Here is a 25,860-nt window from a genome sequence, read left to right on the forward strand (position 1 = left end):
CGCCCTCCGGTTCTGGCCGGGGGGCGGGGAACGGCTGCCATGTCAGCGCGGAACGTTACCGTACTGCGATTAGATGACCACGTCGACGGGCTCGCCGGGGGGGCGGCCGGAGACCTTCTCCATCTCCAGGGCGTTCTGCAAAATGACCACCGCGGCGGCCTGATCCACCACCGAGCGGCCCTTCTTGGAGCTGACGCCCGAGGCGCGCAGACCCTGGGCGGCCGTGACCGTCGTCATCCGCTCGTCGACCAGCCGGACCGGCACGGGCGCCATCCGGCGGGCCATCTCCCTGGCGAACGTGCGCACCTTGGCCGCGGCCGGCCCCTCTCCCCCCTTGAGGGAGCGGGGCAGGCCGACGACGACCTCGATGGGTTCGTACTCCGCGACGATCGCCACGAGCCGCTTGTGGGCCTGCGGGATGTCCCGCCCCGGCACGGTCTCCACCGGGGTGGCGAGGATCCCGTCGGGGTCGCACGAGGCGACCCCGATGCGGGCGTCCCCGACGTCGACGGCGATGCGCCTGCCGCGTCGCACGGCGTCAGGCCGCTTCGGCGACGAGGCGCTCGACGGCGGCGACGGCCTCGTCGAGGGCGTCCGCGTTCTGGCCACCGCCCTGGGCGACGTCCGGCTTGCCGCCGCCACCGCCACCGAGGGTCTTGGCGGCGGTGCGGACCAGGTCACCGGCCTTGAGACCACGCTCGCGGGCGGCCTCGTTGGTGGCGATCACAGTCAGCGGACGGTTGTTCACGACGGTGAACAGCGCCACGACGGCCGGGCGGCCGCCCTGGATCCGGCTCCGCACGTCGAGGACGAGCTTGCGCAGGTCGTCGGCGCCGGTGCCGTCCGGCACCCGGCCGATGGCCAGGGCCACCCCGTGGACGTCCTTGGCGCTCTCGGCGAGGCCCGCGGCGGCCTGGAGCACCTTCTCGGCGCGGTAGCGCTCGATCTCCTTCTCGGCGTCCCGGAGCTTGGCGAGCATGCCGGAGATCTTCTCCGGGAGCTCCTCCGGGCGGCCCTTGACCAGCTCGGTGAGCTGGGCGACGACCGTGTGCTCCTTGGCCAGGAAGTTGTAGGCGTCGGCGCCGACGAGGGCCTCGACACGGCGCACGCCGGAGCCGATCGAGGACTCGCCGAGCAGCTTCACCAGGCCCAGCTGGGCGGTGTTGGCGACGTGCGTACCGCCGCACAGCTCCTTGGAGAAGTCACCGATGGTCACGACGCGCACGCGCTCGCCGTACTTCTCGCCGAACTCGGCGATGGCGCCCTGCTTCTTGGCCTCGTCGATGCTCATGACCTCGGCCTGGACGTCGAGCTCCCGGGAGAGGACCTCGTTGATCCGCTGCTCGACGTCGGTGAGGACGGTGCCGGGCACGGCGGCCGGGGAGCCGAAGTCGAAGCGGAAGCGGCCGGGCGAGTTCTCCGAGCCGGCCTGGGCGGCCGTCGGGCCCAGCGCGTCGCGCAGCGCCTGGTGGGTGAGGTGGGTGGCGCTGTGGGCACGGGCGATGGCACGGCGGCGCGTGACGTCGATGGTGGCCTGCACGGCGGCGCCGACGGTCACCTCGCCGACCTGGACGACGCCCTTGTGGACGCTGACGCCCGGGACGGGCTTCTGCACGTCGCGGATCTCGATGACGGCGCCGGTGTCGAGCTTGATCCGGCCCTGGTCGGCGAGCTGGCCGCCGCCCTCGGCGTAGAAGGGGGTGCGGTCGAGGACGACCTCGACCTCGTCGCCCTCGGTGGCGGCGGGCGAGGGCACGCCGTCGACGAGCAGGCCGACGACCGTGGCCTCGTTCTCGGTGCGGGTGTAGCCGGTGAAGTCGGTCTCGCCCGCGGTGTCGGCCAGCTCGCGGTAGGCGGACAGGTCGGCGTGGCCGGTCTTCTTGGCCTTGGCGTCGGCCTTGGCGCGGTCCCGCTGCTCCTTCATCAGGCGGCGGAAGCCGTCCTCGTCCACGGACAGGCCCTGCTCGGCGGCCATCTCCAGGGTGAGGTCGATCGGGAAGCCCCAGGTGTCGTGGAGCAGGAACGCCTTGTCGCCGCCGAGGACCGAGCCGCCGGCGGCCTTGGTCTCGGTGACGGCGGAGTCGAGGATGTTCGTGCCGCCCTTGAGGGCCTTGAGGAAGGCGGCCTCCTCGGCGAGCGCGACGGTCTCGATGCGCTTGCGGTCGGTGAGCAGCTCGGGGTACTGCTCGCCCATCGTCTTCAGGACGACGTCGACGAGCTCGGCGACGACCGGGCCGGTGGCGCCGAGGAGGCGCATGTTGCGCACGGCGCGGCGCATGATGCGGCGCAGGACGTAGCCGCGGCCCTCGTTGCCGGGGGTGACGCCGTCGCCGATGAGCATGACGGAGGTGCGCATGTGGTCGGCGACCACGCGCAGCGACACGTCGGTGCCGTGGGCGGCGCCGTAGCGGACGCCGGTCAGCTCGGTGGCCTTGTCCATGACGACGCGCAGCGTGTCGGTCTCGTACATGTTCTGCACGCCCTGCAGGATCATCGCGAGGCGCTCGAGGCCGAGGCCGGTGTCGATGTTCTGGCTGGGCAGGTCGCCGAGGATCGGGAAGTTCTCCTTGTCCTCGCCGGCGCCGCGCTCGTACTGCATGAAGACCAGGTTCCAGATCTCCACGTACCGCTCGTCGTTGACGGCGGGGCCGCCCTCGGCGCCGAACTCGGGGCCGCGGTCGTAGTTGATCTCGGAGCAGGGGCCGCACGGGCCGGGGACGCCCATGGACCAGTAGTTGTCCTTCTTGCCCAGGCGCTGGATCCGCTCGGCGGGCACGCCGACGACGTCGCGCCAGATGCGCTCGGCCTCGTCGTCCTCCAGGTAGACGGTGATCCAGAGCTTCTCGGGCTCCAGGCCGTAGCCGCCGTCCGCCACGGAGCTGGTGAGCAGCTCCCAGGCGTACTTGATGGCGCCTTCCTTGAAGTAGTCGCCGAAGGAGAAGTTGCCGCACATCTGGAAGAACGTGCCGTGGCGGGTGGTCTTGCCGACCTCTTCGATGTCCGGGGTGCGGACGCACTTCTGCACGCTGGTGGCGCGCGGGAAGGGCGGCTTGACCTCGCCGAGGAAGTACGGCTTGAAGGGGACCATGCCGGCGGGGACCAGGAGCAGCGTCGGGTCGTCCGCGATGAGCGACGCCGACGGCACGACGGTGTGCCCGCGCTCCTCGAAGAAGCGCAGCCAGCGGCGGCGGATTTCAGCCGACTCCATCAGTGGTCCTCTTTCCGGGTGAACGAGTGGTAGGGGTGGTTCGGTTCGAGCGCGGCCAGGCGGCGCTGCTCGGGAAGTTCGCGGTGCTCGGGGTCCGGCGCGGCGCTGAGGCCGAGCGCGTCCTTGAGCGCCTCTTCACGGTGCGCCATGCCCTCGCGTACGTCCAGGGCGAAGAGCTTCACCTTGCGGCCGGCGATGACCGCGCGGTCCGCGGCCTGCAGGGCCAGGCTCTCCGGGGTGAGCTTGGCGAGCTTGCGGTTGACCTTGGTGGTGGCCCAGACACCGGCTGCGACACCGGTGGTGAACCAAAAGGTGCGGCGGAACATTTCTGGGGTCAACCCTTCCCACGGGTGCGGCGGTAGCCACGCCGGGCGGACGGCAGTGTCGTGTCGACGGTCCGGCCGGCGAAGACGGGGCGCTCGGGCGCGGGCGCCGCCTTGCGGCCGATCGCGCGCCGCACGCCGTAGCCGAACGCGGCGACCTTGACCAGCGGGCCGCCGAACGCGGAGGAGACCGTCGAGGAGAGCGCGGAGGCGTTGGCCGTGACCTCCTGGACGTCCGCGGCGATGGAGTCCACGCGGGCGAGCTGGGTGTTGGCGGAGCGCACGGTCGCGGAGGCGTCCGCGAGGAGCGGCACGGCCTGTTCGCTGACGTCGGCCACCAGCTTGGTGGCGGCCTTGAGCGTCTGCGCGAGCCGCACCAGCACCAGGGCGATGAAGGACACGAGGATCGCCCAGAAGACGGCCACGAGGATCCCGGCCACCTCTCCACCGGACACGCTGCACCGCTCCCTGCTGGTCGTCGTCGCTGGCCCGCTTCTCACCCGAAAGCCTGTCGGAGGTCTGTCGGAAGCTTGCCGAAAAGAACGTCTGCGGACGCCCAGGGGGCGCCCGGTACGACCTTATCGCGCCGGGCCTCGGGGCCCGTACCGCATTGTTGCCGGGGACAGCCGGAGTTTACGCTGCGCATTCTCATCAGTACGCTCTGTGTGCCATGTCACCGCTCTCCGGCTCACCGCTCCCCGGTCCCCCGCCGCACGGCACCGCCGTACCGGACCGTCACCGGTCCGCGCCGCCGGGCAATCTGCCCGCCGCTCTCAGCCGGTTCTTCGGCCGCGCGGCGGAGCTGCGGGCGCTGGCGGACCATCTGGAGCACTCCCGGCTGGTGACCGTCACGGGCGTCGGCGGGGTCGGCAAGACCCGGGCGGTCACCGAGCTCGCCGCCGCTGTGCAGGATCGCTTCTGCGACGGGGCGTGGCTGGCCGAGCTCGGGGCGGTCACGGATCCGGCCCTGCTCGACCACGTGGTGGCCGAGGCGCTGCGGCTGACCGACCACACGGTCCGGCCGCCGCGCGAGTGCCTGCTCGAACAGCTCGCGGAGCGGCACCTGCTGCTCGTCCTGGACGGCTGTGAGCACCTCGTCGAGGACTGCGCCCTGCTCGTGCGCGACCTGCTGCGGCGGGCGCCGGGGCTGCGGGTGCTGGTGGCGGCGCGGCGGCCGCTGGAGATCGCGGGCGAGCAGGTCTTCGCCCTGCCGCCGCTGCCCGGGCCCGAGGCGGCCGCCCTCTTCGAGGACCGCGCCGCCCTGGTGCGGCCCCGGTTCCGGGACAACGGCGCGGAGGCGGGGGCCACGGCGGAGCTGTGCCGCAGGCTCGACGGCATCCCGCTGGCCCTGGAGCTGGCGGCCGGGCGGCTGGGCACCCTGTCGGTGACCCAGGTGCTGGAGCGGCTGGACGACCGGTTCCGGCTGCTGGCGGGGCGGTCGCGGGACGCCCTGCCCCGCCACCGGACGCTGCGCACGGCCATCGGCTGGAGCCATGAGCTGTGCACCCCGGCCGAGCGGCTGCTGTGGGCGCGGCTGACGGTCTTCGCGGGGCTCTTCGACCTGGAGGCGGCGGAATACGTCTGCTCGGGCCCGGAGCTGCCCGCCGAGGACCTCCTCGACGTCCTGACGGAGCTGGTGGCGCAGTCGGTGGTGGTGCGCGAGGACACCCCGCTGGGGCCGCGCTACCGGCTGCTGGACACCGTGCGGATGTACGGGGCGGGCTGGCTGGACGCGCTCGCCGACACCGAGCGGATGCGGCGCCGGCACCGCGACTGGTACATGGGGCTGGCCACCTGGTGCGAGCTGGACTGGTTCAGCCCCCGCCAGTCGGAGGTCGCGGCCCGGATCGACGCGGAGCTGCCGAATCTGCGGTTCGCCATGGAGTACAGCCTGGAGGCGGCCGGGGAGGCGCACATCGGCCAGTACCTGGCGGGGACGCTGTGGTTCTGCTGGGTGGGGTGCGGCCGGCTCGCGGAGGGCCGGTACTGGCTGGAGCGGGCCCGGGAGGCCGGCGACGTCAACGAGGAGACGCGGCTGAAGAGCCTGTGGGTCCTGGGGTACGTGGCGGTCCTCCAGGGCGACCGGGCGGGCGCGGGGCAGGCCCTGGGCGAGTGCCGGGAGCTCGCGGAGCGCACGGGCAACGACCGGGCCCTGGCCTACGCCGAGCACCGCACCGGCTGCCTGGCCCTGGTCTCGGACGACATGCCGCGCGCCGAGCGGCTGCTGCGCGGGGCGCTGGCCCGCTACCGCCGGGTGGGCGAGCTGAACGGCAATGTGCTGATGGCCGAGGTGGAGCTGGCCATGGCGGTGGCGTTCCAGGGCGATCTGGCGGGGGCGGTGGCCCGGTGCGAGGAGGTCCGGGAGGTCTGTGAGGAGCACGGCGAGCGCTGGACGCTGGCCTACGCGCAGTACGTGCTGGCGTTCGCGGCCTGGACCGGCGGGGACACCGCGGGGGCCCGGGCGCTGCTGGAGGACTGCCTGGCCGCCGACCACGCCTTCCGGGACCTGGTGGGCGCCGTCCTGGCGATCGAGCTGCTGGCGCTGGTCACGTGCGAGGAGGACGGGCCGGGGAGCGGCGTCCGGACCCTGGGCGCGGGCGCCGGCCCGGAGGGGGACGCGAACGCGGTGGAGGCCGCGGTGCTGCAGGGGGCGGCCGGCCGGCTGTGGCGCTCGGTGGGGCAGCCGCTGTTCGGTTCGCGGTACTTCAACGCGCCGCACGCGCTGTGCGAGCGGCGGCTGCGCGAGCGCCTGGGCGGGCCGCGGTACGAGGAGTGCGTGCGCGAGGGGGCCCGGCTGGATCTGGACGCGGCGACGGCGCGGGCGCTGCGCGGCCCCGCGGCTCCGCGGGCCGGGGTGCCGGGCGCCCGGGGCGGGCCCCCGCGCGCCCCGAGAACGCACGAGCCCGCCGGCTCCCGGGCCGCGGGGGCCGGGGAGACGACGGGCTGAGCGAAGCGCTCGAAAGAGAGCTGCGGTACCGCTGGATCAGCGGGCGTAGTACTCGACGACGAGCTGCTCGTCGCAGATCACCGGGATCTCCTTGCGGTTCGGGTCCCGGTCCAGACGGAACGCCAGAGCCGCCAGGTTGACCTGGAGGTAGCGCGGGGTCTCACCGTCGGCGGCGAAGCCACCGGCGCGGGCGACCTCGAACAGCGGCTTGGTGCGGCTGCGCTCGCGGACCATCACGACGTCGTCGGGACGGACGCGGAAGGACGGCTTGTCGACCTTGCCGCCGTTGACCTCGATGTGGCCGTGGACGACCATCTGGCGGGCCTGGTAGATGGTGCGGGCGATGCCCGAACGCAGGACCAGCGCGTCGAGGCGGCGCTCGAGCTCGACGACCAGGGCCTCGCCCGTCTTGCCTTCGGCCTTCTTGGCGCGGTCGTAGGCGCGGGCCATCTGGCGCTCGCTGATGTCGTACTGGGCGCGCAGACGCTGCTTCTCGAGCAGACGGACCTTGTAGTCCGAGTTCTGCTTGCGGCCGCGGCCGTGCTCACCCGGCGGGTAGGGGCGGGCCTCGAAGTACTTGACAGCCTTCGGGGTCAGCGCGATACCGAGCGCACGGGACTTCTTGACCTTGGGACGCGACTGGTTAGGCACGTTCTCCAGACCTCCGTTGTAGGTTAGGTTAGGCTCACCTTACTCAAGGAGATCGCATGTCTCGCCCTGGGAAAACCACGCGCGTCACAGACAACACAGACGAGAATGTCGATGCTCAGCACGGCATCGACTCGACGGAGGTCCGATCAGCTCATGGTCTGCCGCGTCCCAGCGGGCCAGAAATCGCGCGGATGCCGTCAGCAGCCGAACGCACACGAACTCTCGTACAGAGTACATGCTCGTCGGTACTGCTCATTCCCGGCCTGGACGCCGCCCGCCCCGAGCAGCTGATGCCGGAGGCCCGCAGCGTGGGCCCCGACGGCGAGGTGTTCCTCGTCTTCCCCGCCGATTCCCCGGCCGTGCGGGCCGCCACACACGCCCAGGACGACGAGCTGTCCGCCGTACTGGAGATCACCGACGTCGCCCCGGTCTCCGTGCCCAACCGCATCCGCGGCCGCGCCTGGCTCTCCGGCTGGCTGACCTGCGTCCCCGGGGTGACCGAGCCCGGCCGGATGATGCTGCGCCTGGAGGTCGGCGACACCAGCGTCGACGACCTGTGGGGCGCCGAGAACGTCGAGGCCGACGACTTCGCGCACGCCCGGCCCGACCCGCTCGTCGAGCACGAGGCGGAGCTGCTGCAGCACCTGCACTCCGCGCACGGCGAGCAGGTGCGCGCGCTGTCCGCCCTGCTCGGCGAGCGGGAGCTGCGCTGCGAGAGCGACCGGGCCGTGCCGCTGGCCCTGGACCGCTTCGGCCTGCGGGTGCGCTTCACCCCGGGCCACGGCGCCGGTTCGGCCGCCGACCGGTCCTTCGACGCCCGCTTCGAATTCCCCGAGCCCGTGCGGGACATCGCGGGGCTGCGCAAGGCCATGCACACCCTCTTCGAGGCGGCGCTGGGCTGAACGGCTGCCGCTCCCCCGGCGTCGCCCCGGACCCGCCCGGAAGTCACTCCCCCGAGGGAGGCTGCTCGCCGCGCAGGCGGGCCCGCACCCGCTCCACCACATCCGCGTACCGGGCCTCCGCGCCGTAGCGCGTGGGCTCGTAGTACCGCTTGCCGTGGATCGCGTCCGGGGCGTACTGCTGGGCGGCGATCCCGCCGGGCAGGTCGTGGGGGTAGAGGTAGCCCTGCGCGTGACCGAGCTTCTCGGCGCCCTTGTAGTGGCCGTCGCGCAGGTGCGGGGGCACGGGACCGGCGAGGCCCGCCCGGACGTCCGCGAGGGCCGCGTCGATCGCGAGGTACGCGGCGTTGGACTTCGGGGCGAGGGCGAGCGCCACGGCCACCTGGCCCAGCACGATCCGGGCCTCGGGGAAGCCGATCAGCGCCACCGCCTGGGCACCGGCGACCGCCGTCTGCAGGGCCGTGGGGTCGGCGAGGCCGATGTCCTCGCTCGCCGAGATCATCAGCCGGCGCGCGATGAACCGCGGGTCCTCGCCCGCCTCGATCATCCGGGCCAGGTAGTGCAGCGTGGCGTCGACGTCCGACCCGCGGATCGACTTGATGAGCGCGCTGGCGACGTCGTAGTGCTGGTCGCCGTCGCGGTCGTATTTCACCGCCGCCCGGTCGACGGCCCCCTCCAGCGTCTCCAGGGTGATCTCACCCTCGCCCTTGGCGATGGCCGAACCCGCCCCCGCCTCCAGGGCCGTCAGCGCCCGGCGCGCGTCACCGCCGGCGATGCGCAGCAGGTGCGCCTCGGCGTCCTCGGGCAGGGTCACCGCGCCGCCGAGGCCCCGCTCGTCGGTGAGCGCCCGGCGCAGCAGGCCGCGCAGGTCGTCGTCGGTGAGGGCCTGGAGCGTCAGCAGCAGGGAGCGGGAGAGCAGCGGGGAGATGATCGAGAAGTAGGGGTTCTCCGTCGTGGCCGCGATGAGGGTGACCCAGCGGTTCTCCACGGCGGGCAGCAGGGAGTCCTGCTGGGCCTTGCTGAAGCGGTGGATCTCGTCGAGGAAGAGGACGGTGTCCTTGCCGTAGCCGCCGGAGGCGCGGCGGGCGCCGTCGATGACGGCGCGCACCTCCTTCACCCCGGCGGTGATCGCGGACAGCTCCACGAAGCGCTTGTTGGTGGCCTGGCTGACGACGTAGGCGAGCGTCGTCTTGCCGATGCCGGGCGGGCCCCAGAGGATCACCGAGGACGGCCCGGCGGGGCCGCCGCTCGCCTCGCCCACCAGCCGGCGCAGCGGGGAGCCCTGCTTGAGGAGATGGCCCTGGCCGACGACTTCGTCGAGCGTGCGCGGGCGCATCCGGACGGCCAGCGGACTGCTCGCCGGGTCTTTCTCCTGGCGGTCCTCTGCGGCTGCGGTGAACAGGTCGGGTTCCACGTGCGAAACCCTATGCCACGGCACTGACAACGCCGCCGGACGAGGGCGTCCGGCGGCGTTGATCAGATCAGCGGGAGGGGGCGGTCACGGGGTGCCGCCGGTCCAGAACCACCACCACTTGGTGAGGATCAGCATCCCGATGACGCCGATCCACAGCACCGGCGGCACCCAGTGGAACTCCAGCAGCCCGCGCCGCAGGCCCTCCGGCGCGGGGATGAAGCCGCTGCGGAGGTTCTGCACGGTCACGTAGCAGAACATGACGATGGTGGCGACCCAGGCCAGGCAGCACCACAGGCACAGCGAGCCGATGACGTACAGCGACTGGTACTGCAGCCACGTCACGAAGCCGACGCCGAAGAGCGTGCCGGCCTGCATGCCCAGCCAGTACCAGCGCGGCAGGCGGGCCCCGGAGAGCAGGGCCAGGCCGATCGCGATGATCGCGCCGTAGCAGACCAGGCCCAGCATCGGGTTGGGGAACCCGAAGACCTCGGCCTGCTCGCTCTTCATGATGTTGCCGCAGGAGACGATCGGGTTCAGGCTGCAGCCCGGCACGAAGTCCGGGTCCTTGAGCAGCTCGAACTTGTCGAGCGTGATGACCCAGGACGCGAGCACACCCATGGCACCGGTGATCACCAGCAGCAGGGCGAAGGCCCGGCTGCCGCCCACCGCGCCCGATCCGGGCCCGTCCCGCTCCGAGCCGTCGGTGTCCGAACGGTCAAGTGCCGAAGTGGTCATAGCGCCGTTGATCCCATCAGTCGGTCGATGCCGCCCATTCTGCACCAGGGCTCCGGCGATCAGCCCTGCCTGGCCAGGAGTTCACCCACGACGGCATCGAGGGCGACCGCGGTCTGCTCGCCGCTCTCCAGGTCCTTGAGCTGCACCACTCCCTCGGCCAGGTCGCGCTCGCCGGCGACGAGCGCGAAGCGGGCACCGGAACGGTTGGCCGATTTCATGGCGTTCTTCAGGCCCTTGCCGCCGAACGCGAAGTCGGTCGCGACCCCGGCCCGCCGCAGCTCGGTGACGACCCCGAACAGCACCCGGCGGGCCTCCTCGCCCAGGGGCACCGCGAAGACCTGGGTGACGGCCGGCAGATCGAGCTCGACGCCCTCGGCCTTCAGTGCCAGGACGGTGCGGTCGACGCCGAGCGCCCAGCCGACGGACGGCAGCGCCGGGCCGCCGATCATCTCGGACAGGCCGTCGTAGCGGCCGCCGCCGCCGACTGCGGACTGCGAGCCCAGGCCGCCGTGGACGAACTCGAAGGTGGTGCGGGTGTAGTAGTCCAGGCCGCGCACCAGCTTCTCGTCGTCCTCGAACGCGACGCCCGCCGCGGTCAGCAGCGCACGGACCTCCTCGTGGTAGGCCTTGCAGGCCTCGCACAGGTGGTCGCGGAGCATGGGGGCGCCGACCAGCTGCTTCTGGACGGCCTCGCGCTTGTCGTCCAGGACCCGCAGCGGGTTGATCTCGATCCGGCGGCGGGTGTCGTCGTCGAGGTCGAGGCCGCGCAGGAACTCCTGGAGCGCGTCGCGGTAGGCGGGGCGGCACTCCTTGTCGCCGAGCGAGTTCAGCAGCAGCCGGAAGTTCTTCAGGCCGAGCGACGTGTAGGCGTCGACGGCCAGGATGATCAGCTCGGCGTCCAGCGCCGGGTCCTCCGCGCCGATGGCCTCCGCGCCGACCTGCGAGAAGTGGCGGTAGCGGCCGGCCTGCGGGCGCTCGTAGCGGTAGTACGAGCCGGAGTACCAGAGCTTGACCGGGAGGTTGCCGGCCTTGTGCAGGTTGGCCTCCAGCGCCGCGCGCAGCACGGAGGCGGTGCCCTCGGGGCGCAGCGCGAGCTCGTCGCCGCCGCGCGTGGTGAGGGTGTACATCTCCTTGGTCACGATGTCGGTGGACTCGCCGACGCCGCGGGAGAACAGTTCGACCTGCTCGAAGCCCGGGGTCTCGATGTAGCCGTACCCGGAGCGCTTGAGCGGCGCGGCGATGGCCTCGCGCACGGCGAGGTAGACCGCGGAGTCGGGCGGGGTCAGGTCGTAGGTGCCCTTGGGGGCCTTGAAGGTGCTCACGGAAAAGATCGTCACATTCCTCGTCGCGGAGCGGCGGTAGCGCCGCCTCCGAGGCCGTGCTGCGCCTGGGCCACTTCCCGCAGGTACGGGTTGGCGGCGCGCTCTCGGCCGATGCTGGTCTGGGGGCCGTGGCCGGACAGCACCACCGTCGAATCGTCCAGGGGCAGGCACACTCGGGCCAGCGACTGGAGCATCTCGGCGTGGTCACCGCCGGGCAGGTCGGTGCGTCCGATGGAGCCGGCGAACAGCAGGTCACCCGAGAAGAACACCGACGGGACGTCGGAGGACTCGGGCAGCCGGAAGGTCACCGACCCCTTGGTATGGCCGGGCGCGTGCGCGACGGTGAACTGCATCCCGGCGAGGTCCAGCCGGGAGCCGTCGGACAGCTCCTTGACGTCGTCCGGCTCGCCCACGGTCAGCTCGCCCATGAGCTGCTGCCCGATGGAGCGGCCGAGGGCCTTCTCCGGGTCGCTCATCATGTAGCGGTCGGCGGGGTGGATCCAGGCGGGGACGTCGTGGGCCCCGCACACCGGGACGACCGAGGCGACGTGGTCGATGTGCCCGTGGGTGAGGACGACGGCGACGGGCTTGAGCCGATGCTTCTTGAGCGCGTCCTCGACGCCCTGGGCGGCCTGGTGGCCCGGGTCGATGATCACGCACTCCTCGCCTGCGGCGGGGGCGACCAGATAGCAATTGGTCCCCCAGGCCCCGGCGGGGAACCCGGCAATGAGCACGTTCGTCCTTAAATGTCGACCAGCACGAATACCAGCGGCGGATCAGCGGGCGGCCCCCGGCGGGGGCCCGGCTGGAACAGAGCCTACCGGCGGCACTCCCGCCGCCGCGAACCCGTATACCGTACGGGCACACGCGCAACACACGGCTCAGGACATGGACGAGACGGCACGAGGAGACGACCCGGTGGTCAGTAACGAGCAGCGGCGGCGGCAGCTCGCCCGGGAGAAGTTCGAGCGGCAGCAGGAGCGCCGTGAGGCGGCGCGCCGCAAGTCCCGGCGGCGCAACGCGGTGATCGCGGCCGGTCTCGCCGTGGTGGTGGCGGCCGGCGCGACGGCGTTCGCCACGGGCGCGCTGTCCGGCGACGACAAGAAGGACACGGCGGACGCGGCGGGACCGACTCCCCCGGTGCCGAGCAAGGGTCCGGACCCCTGCGCCAAGCCCGCCCCCGGCTCCCCCGCGAAGAAGACGTGGAAGTCGGAGCCGGAGATGAGCATCGACAAGTCGGCTTCGTACGCGATGGACATGAAGACGACCTGCGGCACCATCGACCTGAAGCTGGACGCCGCCAAGGCCCCGCACACGGTCAACTCCTTCAACTTCCTGGCCGGGCAGGGCTTCTTCGACCACACCAAGTGCCACCGGCTCACCACCGAGGGCATCTTCGTCCTGCAGTGCGGTGACCCGACGGCCAGCGGCTCGGGCGGCTCCGGCTACACCATTCCGGACGAGAATCTCAAGGACCCCAAGCTCAAGGGCAACGTCTACCCCGCGGGCACCGTCGCGATGGCGAACACGGGGCAGCCGAACTCCGGGGGCAGCCAGTTCTTCCTCGTCTACAAGGACAGTCAGCTCGACCCCAAGTACTCGCCGGTGGGCACCATCGGCGCCGACGGCATGAAGACGCTCAAGAAGATCGCGGACGCGGGCGTGGCGGGCGGCGGGACCGACGGCCCGCCCAACGCGACCGTCGTCATCGACAAGGCGGCCGTGACCAAGTCCTGAGGCCCGGCCGGCGCTCTTCTCCGGCCCCGCGGGCGGAAATTTCCGTCGCGCGGGATACGGACAGCCGGGGCGCCGGTCGCCTATGTTGTCGTTGTGTAGGGTGCCTGATCCGACGGCTGCCCGCACCCAATCGATCAAGCCGTCGGACCGGTCAGGGCGCGGCCCTGCCGGAACAACTGTGGACGATGCCCGAGGGGCCGCGCACCGGCCCCGGCATCATGTGGAGGAGGCGCTGTGAGCAGCGACCCATGGGGCCGCGTCGATGAGACGGGGACTGTGTACGTGCGTACCGCCGACGGCGAGCAGGTCGTCGGATCGTGGCAGGCGGGCTCTCCCGAGGAGGCCCTCGCTTACTTCGAGCGCAAGTACGAGGGCCTGGTCGTCGAGATCGGCCTCCTCGAGCGCCGGGTCAGGACCACCGACCTGTCGGCCAAGGACGCCATGACCGCCATCGACCACCTGCGCACGCAGGTCGACGAGCACCACGCGGTCGGTGACCTCGACGCGCTGCGGGCCCGGCTCGACAAGCTCGTCGCGACGGTCGAGACGCGCCGCGAGGAGCGCAAGGCGGCGAAGGCGAAGCAGTCCGACGAGGCCCGCACGGCCAAGGAGGCGCTGGTCGCCGAGGCCGAGGAGCTGGCCGCGAGCGAGCAGTGGCGGTCGGCCGGCGAGCGGCTGCGCGCCCTGGTGGACACCTGGAAGGGCCTGCCGCGGCTGGACCGCAAGGCGGACGACGAGCTGTGGCACCGCTTCTCGCACGCCCGCTCCGCGTTCTCCAAGCGGCGCAAGGCGCACTTCGCCGCGCTGGACGCGCAGCGCGAGGACGCCCGCAAGGTCAAGGAGAAGCTGGTCGCCGAGGCGGAGTCGCTCTCCGGGTCCACGGACTGGGGCCCCACGGCGGCCCGTTACCGCGATCTGATGGCGGAGTGGAAGGCGGCGGGCCGCGCCCAGCGCGAGTCCGAGGACGACCTGTGGACCCGCTTCCGCGGTGCCCAGGACGTTTTCTTCCAGGCGCGCAGCGAGGTGTTCGCCGAGCGCGACGCCGAGCAGGCCGGCAACCTCACGCGCAAGGAGGAGCTGGTCGTCGAGGCCGAGAAGCTGCTCCCCGTGACGGACCTGAAGGCCGCGCGCGCCGCGTTCCGCTCGATCAACGAGCGCTGGGAGGCCATCGGCCACGTGCCGCGGGACGCCCGGCCGAAGATCGAGGGCCGGATGCACGCCGTCGAGCGCGCCCTGCAGGAGTCGGAGGAAGCCGAGTGGCGGCGGACGAACCCGGAGGCGCGGGCCCGTGCGGCCGGCCTGACGGGTCAGCTGCAGGCCGCGGTCGACAAGCTCCAGGAGCAGGTCGACAAGGCGCGTGCCGCGGGCAACGACGCCAAGGCCGACAAGCTCACCAAGGAGCTGGAAGGCCGCAAGGCCCTGCTGGACCAGGCCCTGAAGGGCCTGCAGGAGTTCGGCGGCTGAGAGCAGACGCATGAGTAAGGGGCTCCGGCTATAGCCGGAGCCCCTTACTCATGTCCGTGTCACGGCCGGCGGGCCGACGTCACGCGGTAGACGTCGTAGACGCCCTCCACACCGCGCACCGCCTTCAGGACGTGCCCCAGGTGCTTGGGGTCGCCCATCTCGAAGGTGAAGCGGGAGGTGGCCACCCGGTCGCGGGAGGTCTGCACGGCGGCGGAGAGGATGTTGACGTGCTGGTCGGACAGGACGCGGGTGACGTCCGACAGCAGCCGGGACCGGTCCAGCGCCTCCACCTGGATGGCGACCAGGAAGACCGACGACTGGGTCGGCGCCCACTCCACGTCGATGATCCGCTCCGGCTGCTGCGAGAGGGAGTCGACGTTGACGCAGTCGGCGCGGTGCACCGAGATGCCGTTGCCGCGGGTGACGAAGCCGATGATCGGGTCGCCCGGCACCGGCGTGCAGCAGCGGGCCAGCTTGACCCACACGTCGTCGACGCCCTTGACGACCACGCCCGGGTCCGCGCTGGAGCGCCGCTTGGAGCGGCTGCGGATCGGCGTGGACTCCTCGATGTCCTCGGTGGCCGCGTCCTCGCCGCCGAGGGCCTGGACGAGCTTCTGGACGACGCCCTGGGCCGCGACGTGTCCCTCGCCGATCGCGGCGTAGAGGGAGGAGATGTCCGGGTAGCGCATCTCGTGCGCGAGGGTGACGAGGGAGTCGCCGGTCAGGATCCGCTGGATCGGCAGGTTCTGCTTGCGCATGGCCCGCGCGATGGCGTCCTTGCCCTGCTCGATGGCCTCGTCGCGGCGCTCCTTGGAGAACCAGGCGCGGATCTTGTTGCGGGCGCGGGGCGACTTGACGAAGCCGAGCCAGTCGCGCGAGGGGGCCGCGCCGGGGGCCTTGGAGGTGAAGACCTCCACCAGGTCGCCGTTGTCGAGCGTCGACTCCAGGGGGACGAGTCTGCCGTTGACCCGGGCGCCTATGGTGCGGTGGCCCACCTCGGTGTGGACGGCGTAGGCGAAGTCGACCGGGGTGGCGCCGGCCGGGAGCGCTATGACATCGCCCTTGGGCGTGAAGACGAAGACCTCGTTGCGGGAGAGGTCGAAGCGCAGGGACTCCAGGAACTCGCCCGGGTCCTCCGTCTCCTTCTGCCAGTCCAGCAACTGCCGCAGCCAGGCCATGTCGTTGACGGTGTCCTGGTTCTTGCCGGCGTGCTTGGGCACGTCGGTGCGGACCTTGGAGGCTCCGGCGACGGCTTCCTGCTTGTACTTCCAGTGCGCGGCGATGCCGTACTCCGCGCGCCGGTGCATGTCGAAGGTGCGGATCTGCAGCTCGACGGGCTTGCCGCTGGGACCTATGACCGTCGTGTGCAGCGACTGGTACATGTTGAACTTGGGCATCGCGATGTAGTCCTTGAACCGCCCCGGGACCGGGTTCCACCGGGCGTGGACGGTGCCGAGCGCCGCGTAGCAGTCGCGGACGGTGTCGACGAGGACGCGGATGCCCACCAGGTCGTAGATCTCGGCGAAGTCACGGCCGCGCACGATCATCTTCTGGTAGACGCTGTAGTAGTGCTTCGGGCGGCCGGTGACGGTGGCCTTGATGCGGGCGGCGCGCAGGTCGGCCTGGACCTCGTCGGTGACGATGGCCAGGTACTCGTCGCGCTTGGGGGCCCGCTCGGCGACGAGGCGGACGATCTCGTCGTACATCTTGGGGTAGAGGATCGCGAAGGCGAGGTCCTCCAGCTCCCACTTGATGGTGTTCATGCCCAGGCGGTGGGCCAGCGGGGCGTAGATCTCCAGGGTCTCGCGGGCCTTCTTCTCCTGCTTCTCCCGCTTGAGGTAGCGCATGGTGCGCATGTTGTGCAGGCGGTCGGCGAGCTTGATGACCAGGACCCGGGGGTCCTTGGCCATGGCGACGACCATCTTGCGGACCGTCTCGGCCTGCGCGGCCTCGCCGAACTGCACCCGGTCGAGCTTGGTGACGCCGTCGACGAGCAGGGCCACCTGGTCGCCGAAGTCACGGCGCAGGTCGTCCAGGCCGTACTCGGTGTCCTCGACGGTGTCGTGCAGCAGCCCCGCCATCAGCGTCGCCGGGTCCATGCCGAGCTCGGCGAGGATGGTGGTGACGGCGAGCGGGTGGGTGATGTACGGGTCGCCGCTCTTGCGCTTCTGTCCCCGGTGCCAGCGCTCGGCGACCTGGTAGGCGCGCTCGATCTGGCGCAGCGTGGTGACGTCGGCCTTGGGGTCGTTGCCGCGGACGATGCGCAGCAGCGGTTCGAGGACCGGGTTGTAGGGGCTGGAGCGCTGGACGCCCAGGCGGGCGAGGCGGGCCCGGACGCGGCTGGAGGAGCCGGAGCGGGGGGAAGGGTTCTGCGGAGGCGTGGGCCGGGCGGGTGAGCCGCCGGGGGCGGGCTTGTCGGCCGACGGGCGGGCGCGGTCCACCGCGGACCGGGCCGGGCCGGCCGGGGGCTTGCCCTCCGCGGGCGGGACGGGCTCGGGCGCGGGGGCGCGGTCGGGGCGGCCCTTGGGCGTGCCCGCGGCCGCCGCGGCTTCGGGAGACGGCTTGTCCGGCTGTGCGGCGGTGAGCGGCTGGGCCTCGTCTGGCAAGAGCACTCCTCATGCGGGTCCGGCCCCCCGTTCAGGTCCGGACTGCCATGGTATCGAGCCGGGCGGGGTGGCCGCCGCGCCCCCGGGCCGCACAAGGCCCCGGGCGGGCACGGACAGCGGGGCGGGCACCGGAATCCTCCCCGGTGCCCGCCCCGCGTCGTGCTCTCCGTGTCCCCGTGGGGTCAGAGGGTGATCAGCGCCTCCAGGGGCGCGTCGCCCAGCGCGCTCGCCAGCCGGTCCCGGCCGGTGAGGAAGCTGAGCTCCATCAGGACGGCGACGCCCGCCACCTCGGCGCCGGCGCGTCGGATGAGCTGCAGCGACGCCTCGGCGGTGCCGCCGGTGGCCAGCACGTCGTCGATGACCAGGACCCGGTCGCCGGCGCCGAGGGCGTCGGCGTGGATCTCGATCTCGGCGGTGCCGTACTCCAGCTCGTAGGTCTGGGCGAGGGTCGCTCCGGGGAGCTTGCCGGCCTTGCGCACGGGCACGAAGCCGACGCCCGCGCGGACGGCGGCCGGGGCGCCCAGGATGAAGCCCCGGGCCTCCAGACCGACGACCTTCGTCGCGCCGTAGCGCCGGCAGAGCTCCGCGAGCGCGTCGGTCAGCGCGGCGAACGCCCCGGCGTCGGCGAGCAGCGGGGTGATGTCCTTGAACATCACGCCCGGCTTCGGATAGTCGGGCACATCGTGGATGTGTGCGAGGAGCAGGTCCCGCAGCTTCTCGTCGGCGGTGCCGACGCCCACCGGGGCGCTCATCGGCGCTTGCCCGACGGGCGGCCGCCGCGGCCACCGCGGCCCCGGGGCTCGGTCCGGGCGCGCTGGCCGACGAGGCCGGCCGGGGAGTCGTCCTCCGGGCCCTCGTCGCCGCGGGGCTCCGCGTCGCGCGGCTCGCTCTCCGCGCCCGACTCGCCCTTGGCGGCGGCCGCGGCGCGCTTGGCGCTCACCCGCTTGGCCAGGGCCTTCATCTGCGGGTCGCGCTCCTTGAAGTCGGCGACCAGCGGGGTGGCGATGAAGATCGAGGAGTACGCGCCGGCCGCGAGGCCGACGAACAGGGCGAGCGAGATGTCGTTGAGCATGCCGGCGCCGAGGAAGCCGCCACCGATGAAGAGCAGGCCGGCGACCGGCAGCAGCGCCACGACGGTGGTGTTGATGGAGCGCACCAGGGTGGCGTTGAGGCTGCGGTTGGCGATCTCGCTGTAGGTCCAGCGGGTCTGCTTGGTGATGTCCTTCGCGCCCTCCTTGAGACCGTCGAAGACGACGACGGTGTCGTAGAGGGAGTAACCGAGGATGGTCAGCAGACCGATCACGGTGCCCGGGGTGACCTCGAAGCCGACGAGGGCGTAGACGCCGACGGTGATGGTGAGGTCGTGGACGAGGGCGACCAGGGCGGCGAGCGCCATGCGCCACTCGAAGGCGATCGCCAGGTAGATCACCACGAGGACCATGAAGATCCCGAGGCCCATCCACGCCTTGTTGGCGATCTGGTCACCCCAGCTCGGGCCGACGATATCGGTGTTGATCTTGTCCAGGGGGACGTCGAGCTTCTTGGCCAGCGCCTCCTGGGTCGTCCGCGACTTCTCCGTGGTCAGCTCGCTGACCTGGATGCGCAGCGTGCGGTCGCCGAGCTTCTGGACGATCGCGGGGTGGCCGGAGAACTCCTCGGCCGTCTGCTTCGCCTGGTCCGCGGACACGGAGGTCTTGGGCGTGGTGAAGACCGCGCCGCCGGAGAACTCGATGCCCATGTTCAGGCCGCGCACCGCCAGGCCGACGATGGCCGTGATGGTGATCAGTATCGAGATCGCGTACCAGATCTTCCGCTTGCCGACGAAGTCGTAGCCGACCTCACCGCGGTAGAGCCGGGCGCCGATGGTGCCGAGCTTCGACATCTCACGCCTCCTTCGGGTCGGCGGGGGCGGACGGCCGGCGGGAGGCCCGCAGCGGCGGCTTGGCGCCGAGCCGCTTGGGGTCCAGACCCGACCACGGATGGCCGCTGGCGAAGAACTTGCGGCGCGCGAGCAGCGTCATCAGCGGCTTGGTGAAGAAGAAGACCACGACGACGTCGAGGAGCGTGGTCAGACCGAGGGTGAACGCGAAGCCCTGCACCTTGCCGACGGTGACGATGAAGAGCACCGCGGCGGCGAGGAAGGACACGAAGTCGGAGACCAGGATCGTGCGGCGGGCGCGCGGCCAGCCCCGCTCGACGGCCGGGCGCAGGGTCCGGCCCTCCCGGATCTCGTCCCGGATCCGTTCGAAGTAGACGATGAAGGAGTCCGCGGTGATACCGATCGCGACGATCGCACCGCAGACGGCCGGCAGGTTCAGTGCAAAGCCGATGGCCTCACCGAGCAGCACCATGATCGTGTAGGTGAGGATCGCGGAGGCCAGGAGGCTCGCGAGCGCGACGAGCGCGAGACCGCGGTAGTACGCCACCAGGTAGATGATGACGAGCGCGAGGCCGATGGCTCCGGCGATGAGGCCGGCCCGCAGCTGCTCGCCGCCGAGGGCGGCGGTGACGCTGGTCTCGGTGACGACGTCGAAGGACAGCGGCAGGGCGCCGAAGGACAGCACGTTCGCCAGGTCCTGGGCGCTCGCCTGCGTGAAGCCGCCGGAGATCTCGGCCTGCCCGCCGGAGATCGAGCTGGAGACGGACGGGTCGGAGACGACCTCGCCGTCCAGGACGATCGCGAACTGGTTCTGCGGGGGCTGCTTGCTCGCCAGCTGGCCGGTGACGTCGGCGAACTTCTTGGAGCCGCCGGAGGTGAACTTCAGCTGGACGATCCAGCCCTGGCCGCGCTGGGTGTCGAAGACGGCGTCGGCGTCCTTGACGCCGGTGCCCTCGACGGCCACCGGGCCGAGGATCTCCTTGGCCTTGCCGTCCTTCTTGCACGCGACGATCACGTCGGTGGCCGGGGAGGAGGCGGCGGCCTTGGCCGCCTTGGAGCGGCCGTCAGGGGTGGTGCAGTCCAGGGCGTCGAGCTTCTTCTGGAGCGCGGCGACATCCGCGGGGGACGGCGTGGGGTCCTTCTTGGACTTGTCGTCCTTCTTCTCGTCCTTGGCGTCCTTGGCGGAGGCCGAGGCGCTCGGCGTGGCGGCGGCGTCGGCCTTCAGCGCGTCGGTGACGGGCCGGCCCTGCGGGCCGGGGCTCGAACCGGCGCTCGCCGAGGCGGACGGGGAGCCGGACGGCTTGGTCTTGTCGTCCTTGCTCTTGTCGCCGTTCTTGCCGTCGTTCTTGTTGGCGGAGGGCGAGGAGCTGGGGGTCGGCTCGGGCGTCACGCCGGCGTCGGCCACGCTCAGCACCGGGCGGAAGCCCAGCTTGGCGGTGGTTCCGACCTGTTCGCGGGCCTGCTTCGCGTTCGTCCCCTTGGGGATGTTCACGATGATGTGCTTCTTGCCCTGCGTCTGGACCTCGGCCTCGGTGACACCGAGACCGTTGACACGGCGGTCGATGATGTTCACGGCCGTGTTCATGTTGGTCTGCGTGATCGCATTGGGCTTGCCGGGCTCGTTCTTGGCCTCCAGCGTGAAGCTGGTGCCGCCCGCGAGGTCGATGCCCAGTCGCGGTGTGCTGCGCCCGGAGGCGAACATCCCCGCGGTGAGCGCCACCATGGCGATCAGGATCAGGGCCAGGACGCGGCCCGGCCTGCCCTGGCCGCCCGGGGACCTGCGGCCCTTCTTCGGTGCTGCCACCTTGTCGTTTCTCCCTGTCCAACCGCCCGGTGTCGGGTGTTCGCCGGGCGGCCACGAGTGTTGTGGGGACTGCCCCCCGCCGGAGCCTAGACCGTGAGAGAACCGCGGCGCACTGCTCGGTGAGTGCTCCGCGGTTCACTCAAGGGGCTACTTCGCGTCGGTGCTGCCGTCCTGCTTGCCGTCCCGCTCGGCGTCCTCGGCGGCGGCCGGCTCGGCCTCGGCGCCCTTGGCACCCTTGGCTTCCTTGCCGAGGTCGAGCTTCTTGCCGGCCGGGGTCGTGTCCTCATCGGCCCCGGTCAGCGAGGAGGCGTCGTCCGGGACGACGGGGGTCTCCTCGTCCTCGGCGGGCTCGATCCCGTGGACGATGCGGTTGTACTCCGCGTCCTCCAGGACGGCGCCGATGGAGTTCTTCGCGTAGATCGCGTGGACGCCGGGGGCGACCTCGAGGAGCACCGAGTCCTCGTTGACCTCCTTGACGGTGGCGTACATGCCGCCGATCGTCCGCACACCGGTGCCCGGCTGCATCTGGTCGCGCATCTGCGCCGCCTGGCGCTGCTTGTTCTTGGCCGACCGGGTCATCAGGAACATGGCCCCGATGAGCACGATGAACGGCAGGAGAGTCATGATATTCACGGGACGGGGTTTCCTTCACACGACCGCGGGGGGCGCGGCCTGGTCTACGGTGGTATGCCGCACCGATACGGACGGCATCGGCGGAGTCTAAGCGAGTCCGCACCTATGGAACAACGCTCAGCATGGCACCGGGGTTCCTGAGCGGACCAGCCCCCGCGCCGTCACCCGCCGAAGAGGCCCTGCTGTCCCGGGCCCCCCGCGGCCTGCGCGGGCGGCACCAGGCCGAGGTGCGTCCACGCCGCCGGCGTGGCGATCCGGCCCCTGGGCGTCCGTGCCAGCAGCCCCTCCCGCACCAGGAACGGCTCGGCGACCTCCTCGACCGTCTCGCGCTCCTCGCCCACGGCGACGGCGAGGGTGGAGAGGCCCACCGGGCCGCCGCCGAAGAGCTTGAGCAGGGCGGTGAGCACGGCGCGGTCCAGCCGGTCGAGACCGCGGGCGTCGACCTCGTAGACCTCCAGCGCCTGCGCCGCGACCTCCGGCGTGATGACTCCGTCGGCCTTGACCTGCGCGAAGTCCCGGACGCGGCGCAGGAGGCGGTTGGCGATGCGGGGGGTGCCGCGGGAGCGGCCGGCGATCTCGGCGGCGCCTTCGGCGTCTATGGCGACGTCCAGGAGGCGGGCCGAGCGGTGGATGACGCGCTCCAGCTCGGCGGGGGCGTAGAACTCCATGTGCCCGGTGAAGCCGAAGCGGTCGCGCAGCGGGGGCGGCAGCAGCCCGGCCCGGGTGGTCGCGCCGACCAGGGTGAAGGGCGGCAGCTCCAGGGGGATGGCGGTGGCGCCGGGGCCCTTGCCGACGATGACGTCGACGCGGAAGTCCTCCATCGCCATGTACAGCATTTCCTCGGCGGGCCGGGACATGCGGTGGATCTCGTCGAGGAAGAGGACCTCTCCCTCGGTGAGGGAGGACAGGATCGCGGCGAGGTCGCCGGCGTGCTGGATGGCGGGGCCGGAGGTGATGCGGATCGGGGCGCCCATCTCCGCGGCGATGATCATCGACAGGGTGGTCTTGCCGAGGCCGGGCGCGCCGGAGAGCAGGACGTGGTCGGCGGTGGCACCGCGGGCGCGGGCGGCGCGCAGGACGAGGTCGAGCTGCTCGCGGACCCGCTCCTGGCCGACGAACTCGCCGAGGTCCTTGGGGCGCAGCGCCGCCTCGACGGCCTGGTCCTCGCCGTCGGCGGAGGAGCCGACCAGCCGGTCGGCCGCGGCGGCGGGGCCGTCGGTGGTCTCGGGTGCGGACTCGTCGTCCCAGTTCACGGATTGAACCTCACGGTCGGTGGTGGTGCGGGGCGGCACGGTCGGGCCGCCGGTTCCTGGGCGGGGCGGCGCCCCTGGGGCGGGTGGTGCCCGTCCGTCAGCGGGCCCGGTTCAGGCTCTGGAGCGCCGCGCGCAGCAGCTGGCCGACCTGGGGGGTGCCGCCGGCGGCGGTCACCGCCTCGGCCTGCGGGGCCACCGTCTCCATGGCCTCCTCCGCCTCCCGGGCGGCGTAGCCGAGGCCCACCAGCGCGGCGAGCAGCTGCTCCCGCCAGCCGGCGGCGGGGGCGCCGCCGCGGGCGGCACCGCCGGAGCCGACGGGTGCGCCGAGCCGGTCCTTGAGCTCCAGGAGCAGCTTCTGGGCGCCCTTCTTCCCGATGCCGGGGACGGCGGTGAGTGCCTTCTCGTCGCCGGTGGAGACGGCGCGGCGCAGGGCGTCGGGGTCGTGCACGGCGAGCATGGCCTGGGCCAGGCGCGGTCCGACGCCGCTGGCCGTCTGGAGCAGCTCGAAGACCTGCCGCTCGTCGTCGTCGGCGAAGCCGTAGAGGGTCAGGGACTCCTCGCGCACCACGAGGGACGTCGCGAGCTTGGCGTGCCGGCCGACGCGGAGCGTGGAGAGGGTGTTCGGGGTGCACAGGACGGCCATGCCGACGCCGCCGACCTCGATGACGGCGGTGTCGGGGGCGAGGGCCGCTACCGGGCCGGAGACAAAGGCGATCATGCGCTGCCCTTCAGGGTTCGTACGGCCGCGTCCGGCAGCCGGGTGGTGCGGCGGTGGGCGGCGACGGCCTGCTGGAGGCGGTTGGTGGCCGGGGCCCGCCAGATGTGACAGATGGCCAGGGCGAGGGCGTCGGCGGCGTCGGCCGGCTTGGGGGGCGCGTCCAGCCGCAGCAGGCGGGTGACCATGGCGCCGATCTGCGCCTTGTCGGCCCGGCCGGAGCCGGTGACGGCGGCCTTGACCTCGCTGGGGGTGTGCAGGGCGACGGGCAGCCCGCGGCGGGCGGCGCACAGCATGGCGACGGCGCTGGCCTGGGCGGTGCCCATCACGGTGCTGACGTTGTGCTGGCTGAACACGCGCTCCACGGCGACGCATTCGGGCCGGTGCTCGTCGAGCCACTCCTCGATGCCGCGCTCGACGAGGACGAGGCGGTCGGCGACCTCGGCGTCGGCCGGGGTCCGTATGACGCCGACCCCCACCATGCGCAGCGGCCGGCCCGCGACGCCCTCCACCACCCCGACGCCGCAGCGTGTCAGCCCGGGGTCCACACCCAGCACCCGCATCGCGCCCCTCCCTTCGGTCAGCTGTTTGTGCAGGCTATCGGCTGCCACTGACAACGGGCGGATCACGCCGACGGGCCGACGGGGGTGTCTCCCCGTCGGCCCGTCGGTGTGATCCGGCAGTGCCGGGCGTCAGCCCGTCAGGCGTCGACCTTGGCCATCACGTCGTCGGAGACGTCGAAGTTGGCGAAGACGTTCTGCACGTCGTCGCTGTCCTCCAGCGCGTCGATGAGCTTGAAGATCTTGCGCGCGCCGTCCTCGTCGAGCTCGACCTGCATGGTCGGCACGAAGTTGGCCTCGGCCGAGTCGTAGTCGATGCCGGCCTCCTGGAGGGCGGTGCGGACCGCGACCATGTCGGTGGCCTCGGAGAGGACCTCGAAGGACTCGCCCAGGTCGTTGACTTCCTCGGCGCCCGCGTCCAGGACCGCGCCCAGCACGTCGTCCTCGGAGAGCTCGCCCTTGGGGACGATGACGACGCCCTTGCGGTTGAACAGGTAGGACACCGAACCGGGGTCGGCCATCGAACCGCCGTTGCGGGTCATGGCGACCCGGACGTCGGAGGCGGCGCGGTTGCGGTTGTCGGTGAGGCACTCGATGAGCACGGCGACACCGTTCGGGCCGTAGCCCTCGTACATGATCGTCTCGTAGTCGGCGCCACCGGCTTCGAGACCGGCACCGCGCTTGACCGCGCTGTCGATGTTCTTGTTCGGAACCGAGCTCTTCTTCGCCTTCTGGATGGCGTCGAACAGCGTCGGGTTACCGGACGGGTCGGCGCCGCCCGTGCGGGCCGCGACCTCGATGTTCTTGATCATCTTTGCGAAGAGCTTGCCGCGCTTGGCGTCGATCACGGCCTTCTTGTGCTTCGTCGTAGCCCATTTAGAGTGGCCGGACATCCGCCTGTCTCCTTCGCGTAACCAAATTCTGAACGAACGACTGAGATCCTACCGGGATCGGCCCACCCGTCTCCCAACCACCACCCTCCTGAGGGGCGAGGGGGGCCTGAGGGGCGAGCGGGGCCCGCGGGTCAGTGCGCCGCGCGGGCCATCTCCACGAACAGGGCGTGCACCCGGTGGTCCCCCGTCAGCTCGGGGTGGAAGGACGTGGCGAGCACATTGCCCTGCCGCACGGCGACCACATGGCCGTCGTGGGTGGCCAGCACCTCGGCGCCCGCGCCGAGGGACTCGACCCAGGGGGCGCGGATGAAGACGCCCTCGACGGGGCCGCCGTCGATGCCGGCGACGTCCACGGACGCCTCGAAGGACTCGTTCTGGCGGCCGAAGGCGTTGCGGCGCACGATCATGTCGATGCCGCCGAGCGTCTCCTGGTCCTCCCGGCCGTCCAGCAGCTTGTCCGCGACCATGATCATGCCGGCGCAGGTGCCGTAGACCGGCAGCCCGGCGCGGACCTTCTCGCGCAGCGGCTCCAGCATCCCGAAGACCACCGCCAGCTTGGACATGGTGGTGGACTCGCCGCCGGGTATCACCAGGCCGTCGAGGCCGTCGAGCTCCTCGGGGCGGCGGACCGGGCGGGCGACGGCGTCGGCCGCGGCGAGCGCGACCAGGTGCTCACGGACGTCACCCTGGAGGGCGAGGACGCCGATGACGGGGTTGTCGGCGGGAGTTGTCACAGGGGGTACCTCTCAACACGTCAACGGCCGGTGGGGGGGCCCCCCCCCGGCCGCCCCCCCCCCGGGCGACACGGCGTATGAGC

General features: G+C 72.0%; 23 protein-coding genes. 4 read left to right on the plus strand and 19 right to left on the minus strand.

Annotated features, from left to right (window positions below):
- Positions 1-69: 69 nt before the first annotated feature.
- The 4 genes from ruvX to ABZ951_RS01150 are packed head-to-tail and all read right to left on the minus strand — an operon-like array spanning position 70 to position 3,986.
- Entirely contained in the window at positions 70-534 is a 465-nt protein-coding gene (gene ruvX / locus ABZ951_RS01135; RefSeq protein ID WP_344090285.1) for a Holliday junction resolvase RuvX, read from the minus strand.
- Between the two features lie 4 nt (positions 535-538).
- Complete coding sequence (gene alaS / locus ABZ951_RS01140; RefSeq protein WP_344090283.1) at positions 539-3,208, minus strand: alanine--tRNA ligase; 2,670 nt, start codon at positions 3,206-3,208, stop codon at positions 539-541.
- On the minus strand, positions 3,208-3,534 hold the full coding sequence (locus ABZ951_RS01145; RefSeq protein WP_344090281.1) for a DUF6167 family protein: 327 nt from the start codon (positions 3,532-3,534) through the stop codon (positions 3,208-3,210). Before ABZ951_RS01145 ends, alaS begins: the two co-directional genes overlap by 1 nt.
- An 8-nt stretch (positions 3,535-3,542) precedes the next feature.
- A complete protein-coding gene (locus tag ABZ951_RS01150; protein ID WP_344090279.1) occupies positions 3,543-3,986 on the minus strand; it encodes a DUF948 domain-containing protein in 444 nt (147 codons plus the stop codon).
- A gap of 215 nt (positions 3,987-4,201) precedes the next feature.
- Between ABZ951_RS01150 and ABZ951_RS01155 the strand changes: the two genes are divergently transcribed.
- A complete protein-coding gene (locus ABZ951_RS01155; protein WP_344090277.1) occupies positions 4,202-6,478 on the plus strand; it encodes an AAA family ATPase in 2,277 nt (758 codons plus the stop codon).
- A 36-nt stretch (positions 6,479-6,514) separates the two neighbouring features.
- On the opposite strand, the gene rpsD is transcribed toward ABZ951_RS01155, so the two are convergent.
- A complete protein-coding gene (gene rpsD, locus ABZ951_RS01160) occupies positions 6,515-7,129 on the minus strand; it encodes a 30S ribosomal protein S4 (RefSeq protein WP_344090274.1) in 615 nt (204 codons plus the stop codon).
- A 191-nt stretch (positions 7,130-7,320) separates the two neighbouring features.
- Between rpsD and ABZ951_RS01165 the strand changes: the two genes are divergently transcribed.
- Complete coding sequence (locus tag ABZ951_RS01165; protein WP_344090271.1) at positions 7,321-8,031, plus strand: DUF2470 domain-containing protein; 711 nt, start codon at positions 7,321-7,323, stop codon at positions 8,029-8,031.
- Positions 8,032-8,074: 43 nt separating this feature from the next.
- Here the strand turns inward: ABZ951_RS01165 and ABZ951_RS01170 are convergent, their stop codons facing one another.
- The 4 genes from ABZ951_RS01170 to ABZ951_RS01185 form a co-directional block, all read right to left on the minus strand.
- Complete coding sequence (locus ABZ951_RS01170) at positions 8,075-9,442, minus strand: replication-associated recombination protein A (RefSeq protein ID WP_344090269.1); 1,368 nt, start codon at positions 9,440-9,442, stop codon at positions 8,075-8,077.
- An 84-nt stretch (positions 9,443-9,526) separates the two neighbouring features.
- Positions 9,527-10,177 (minus strand): vitamin K epoxide reductase family protein, encoded by a 651-nt coding sequence (locus tag ABZ951_RS01175; protein WP_344090267.1) that lies wholly within the window; start codon positions 10,175-10,177, stop codon positions 9,527-9,529.
- 59 nt (positions 10,178-10,236) lie between these two features.
- The gene (gene hisS, locus ABZ951_RS01180; protein WP_344090265.1) at positions 10,237-11,499 is read right to left on the minus strand and encodes a histidine--tRNA ligase; all 1,263 of its coding nucleotides are present in this window, start codon (positions 11,497-11,499) and stop codon (positions 10,237-10,239) included.
- Between the two features lie 11 nt (positions 11,500-11,510).
- On the minus strand, positions 11,511-12,233 hold the full coding sequence (locus ABZ951_RS01185; protein ID WP_344090263.1) for an MBL fold metallo-hydrolase: 723 nt from the start codon (positions 12,231-12,233) through the stop codon (positions 11,511-11,513).
- A 184-nt stretch (positions 12,234-12,417) separates the two neighbouring features.
- On the opposite strand from ABZ951_RS01185, the gene ABZ951_RS01190 reads away from it, so the two are divergent.
- Both ABZ951_RS01190 and ABZ951_RS01195 read left to right on the plus strand, forming a co-directional pair.
- Positions 12,418-13,236 carry a peptidylprolyl isomerase gene (locus tag ABZ951_RS01190; RefSeq protein WP_344090337.1) on the plus strand — a complete coding sequence of 273 codons (819 nt, stop codon included), beginning with the start codon at positions 12,418-12,420 and terminating at the stop codon, positions 13,234-13,236.
- Positions 13,237-13,470: 234 nt separating this feature from the next.
- Positions 13,471-14,700: a DUF349 domain-containing protein gene (locus ABZ951_RS01195; RefSeq protein WP_344090261.1), complete on the plus strand. Its 1,230-nt coding sequence runs from the start codon at positions 13,471-13,473 to the stop codon at positions 14,698-14,700.
- Positions 14,701-14,759: 59 nt separating this feature from the next.
- On the opposite strand, the gene ABZ951_RS01200 is transcribed toward ABZ951_RS01195, so the two are convergent.
- The 10 genes from ABZ951_RS01200 to pdxT all read right to left on the minus strand — a co-directional run bounded on the left by ABZ951_RS01200 (position 14,760) and on the right by pdxT (position 25,777).
- Positions 14,760-17,306, minus strand: a complete 2,547-nt coding sequence (locus ABZ951_RS01200; RefSeq protein ID WP_344090259.1) for a RelA/SpoT family protein — start codon at positions 17,304-17,306, stop codon at positions 14,760-14,762.
- Positions 17,307-17,488: 182 nt separating this feature from the next.
- Entirely contained in the window at positions 17,489-18,058 is a 570-nt protein-coding gene (locus ABZ951_RS01205) for an adenine phosphoribosyltransferase (protein WP_344090257.1), read from the minus strand.
- Positions 18,055-19,188: a protein translocase subunit SecF gene (gene secF, locus ABZ951_RS01210; RefSeq protein WP_344090255.1), complete on the minus strand. Its 1,134-nt coding sequence runs from the start codon at positions 19,186-19,188 to the stop codon at positions 18,055-18,057. Before secF ends, ABZ951_RS01205 begins: the two co-directional genes overlap by 4 nt.
- Position 19,189: 1 nt before the next feature.
- Complete coding sequence (secD, locus tag ABZ951_RS01215; RefSeq protein ID WP_344090253.1) at positions 19,190-20,989, minus strand: protein translocase subunit SecD; 1,800 nt, start codon at positions 20,987-20,989, stop codon at positions 19,190-19,192.
- Between the two features lie 147 nt (positions 20,990-21,136).
- Positions 21,137-21,622, minus strand: a complete 486-nt coding sequence (gene yajC / locus ABZ951_RS01220; RefSeq protein ID WP_344090251.1) for a preprotein translocase subunit YajC — start codon at positions 21,620-21,622, stop codon at positions 21,137-21,139.
- A 161-nt stretch (positions 21,623-21,783) separates the two neighbouring features.
- A complete protein-coding gene (ruvB, locus tag ABZ951_RS01225; RefSeq protein ID WP_344090249.1) occupies positions 21,784-22,875 on the minus strand; it encodes a Holliday junction branch migration DNA helicase RuvB in 1,092 nt (363 codons plus the stop codon).
- 97 nt (positions 22,876-22,972) lie between these two features.
- Positions 22,973-23,593: a Holliday junction branch migration protein RuvA gene (ruvA, locus tag ABZ951_RS01230; protein ID WP_344090247.1), complete on the minus strand. Its 621-nt coding sequence runs from the start codon at positions 23,591-23,593 to the stop codon at positions 22,973-22,975.
- Entirely contained in the window at positions 23,590-24,153 is a 564-nt protein-coding gene (ruvC, locus tag ABZ951_RS01235) for a crossover junction endodeoxyribonuclease RuvC (RefSeq protein WP_344090245.1), read from the minus strand. Before ruvC ends, ruvA begins: the two co-directional genes overlap by 4 nt.
- Before the next feature lie 137 nt (positions 24,154-24,290).
- Positions 24,291-25,043 (minus strand): YebC/PmpR family DNA-binding transcriptional regulator, encoded by a 753-nt coding sequence (locus ABZ951_RS01240; protein WP_344090243.1) that lies wholly within the window; start codon positions 25,041-25,043, stop codon positions 24,291-24,293.
- A gap of 131 nt (positions 25,044-25,174) precedes the next feature.
- Positions 25,175-25,777, minus strand: a complete 603-nt coding sequence (gene pdxT / locus ABZ951_RS01245) for a pyridoxal 5'-phosphate synthase glutaminase subunit PdxT (protein ID WP_344090240.1) — start codon at positions 25,775-25,777, stop codon at positions 25,175-25,177.
- Between the last annotated feature and the right edge of the window lie 83 nt (positions 25,778-25,860).

Source organism: Streptomyces sp. NPDC046215 (genome assembly GCF_040646215.1).
GTDB lineage: Bacteria > Actinomycetota > Actinomycetes > Streptomycetales > Streptomycetaceae > Streptomyces > Streptomyces stramineus.

Coding starts and splice junctions, on each gene's coding strand:
- alaS (WP_344090283.1), bottom strand. CDS start 3,208: ATGGAGTCGGCTGAAATCCGCCGCCGCTGGCTGCGCTTCTTCGAGGAG.
- ABZ951_RS01145 (WP_344090281.1), bottom strand. CDS start 3,534: ATGTTCCGCCGCACCTTTTGGTTCACCACCGGTGTCGCAGCCGGTGTC.
- ABZ951_RS01155 (WP_344090277.1), top strand. CDS start 4,202: ATGTCACCGCTCTCCGGCTCACCGCTCCCCGGTCCCCCGCCGCACGGC.
- ABZ951_RS01165 (WP_344090271.1), top strand. CDS start 7,321: ATGCCGTCAGCAGCCGAACGCACACGAACTCTCGTACAGAGTACATGC.
- ABZ951_RS01175 (WP_344090267.1), bottom strand. CDS start 10,177: ATGACCACTTCGGCACTTGACCGTTCGGACACCGACGGCTCGGAGCGG.
- ABZ951_RS01205 (WP_344090257.1), bottom strand. CDS start 18,058: ATGAGCGCCCCGGTGGGCGTCGGCACCGCCGACGAGAAGCTGCGGGAC.
- secF (WP_344090255.1), bottom strand. CDS start 19,188: ATGTCGAAGCTCGGCACCATCGGCGCCCGGCTCTACCGCGGTGAGGTC.
- ruvA (WP_344090247.1), bottom strand. CDS start 23,593: ATGATCGCCTTTGTCTCCGGCCCGGTAGCGGCCCTCGCCCCCGACACC.
- ruvC (WP_344090245.1), bottom strand. CDS start 24,153: ATGCGGGTGCTGGGTGTGGACCCCGGGCTGACACGCTGCGGCGTCGGG.
- ABZ951_RS01240 (WP_344090243.1), bottom strand. CDS start 25,043: ATGTCCGGCCACTCTAAATGGGCTACGACGAAGCACAAGAAGGCCGTG.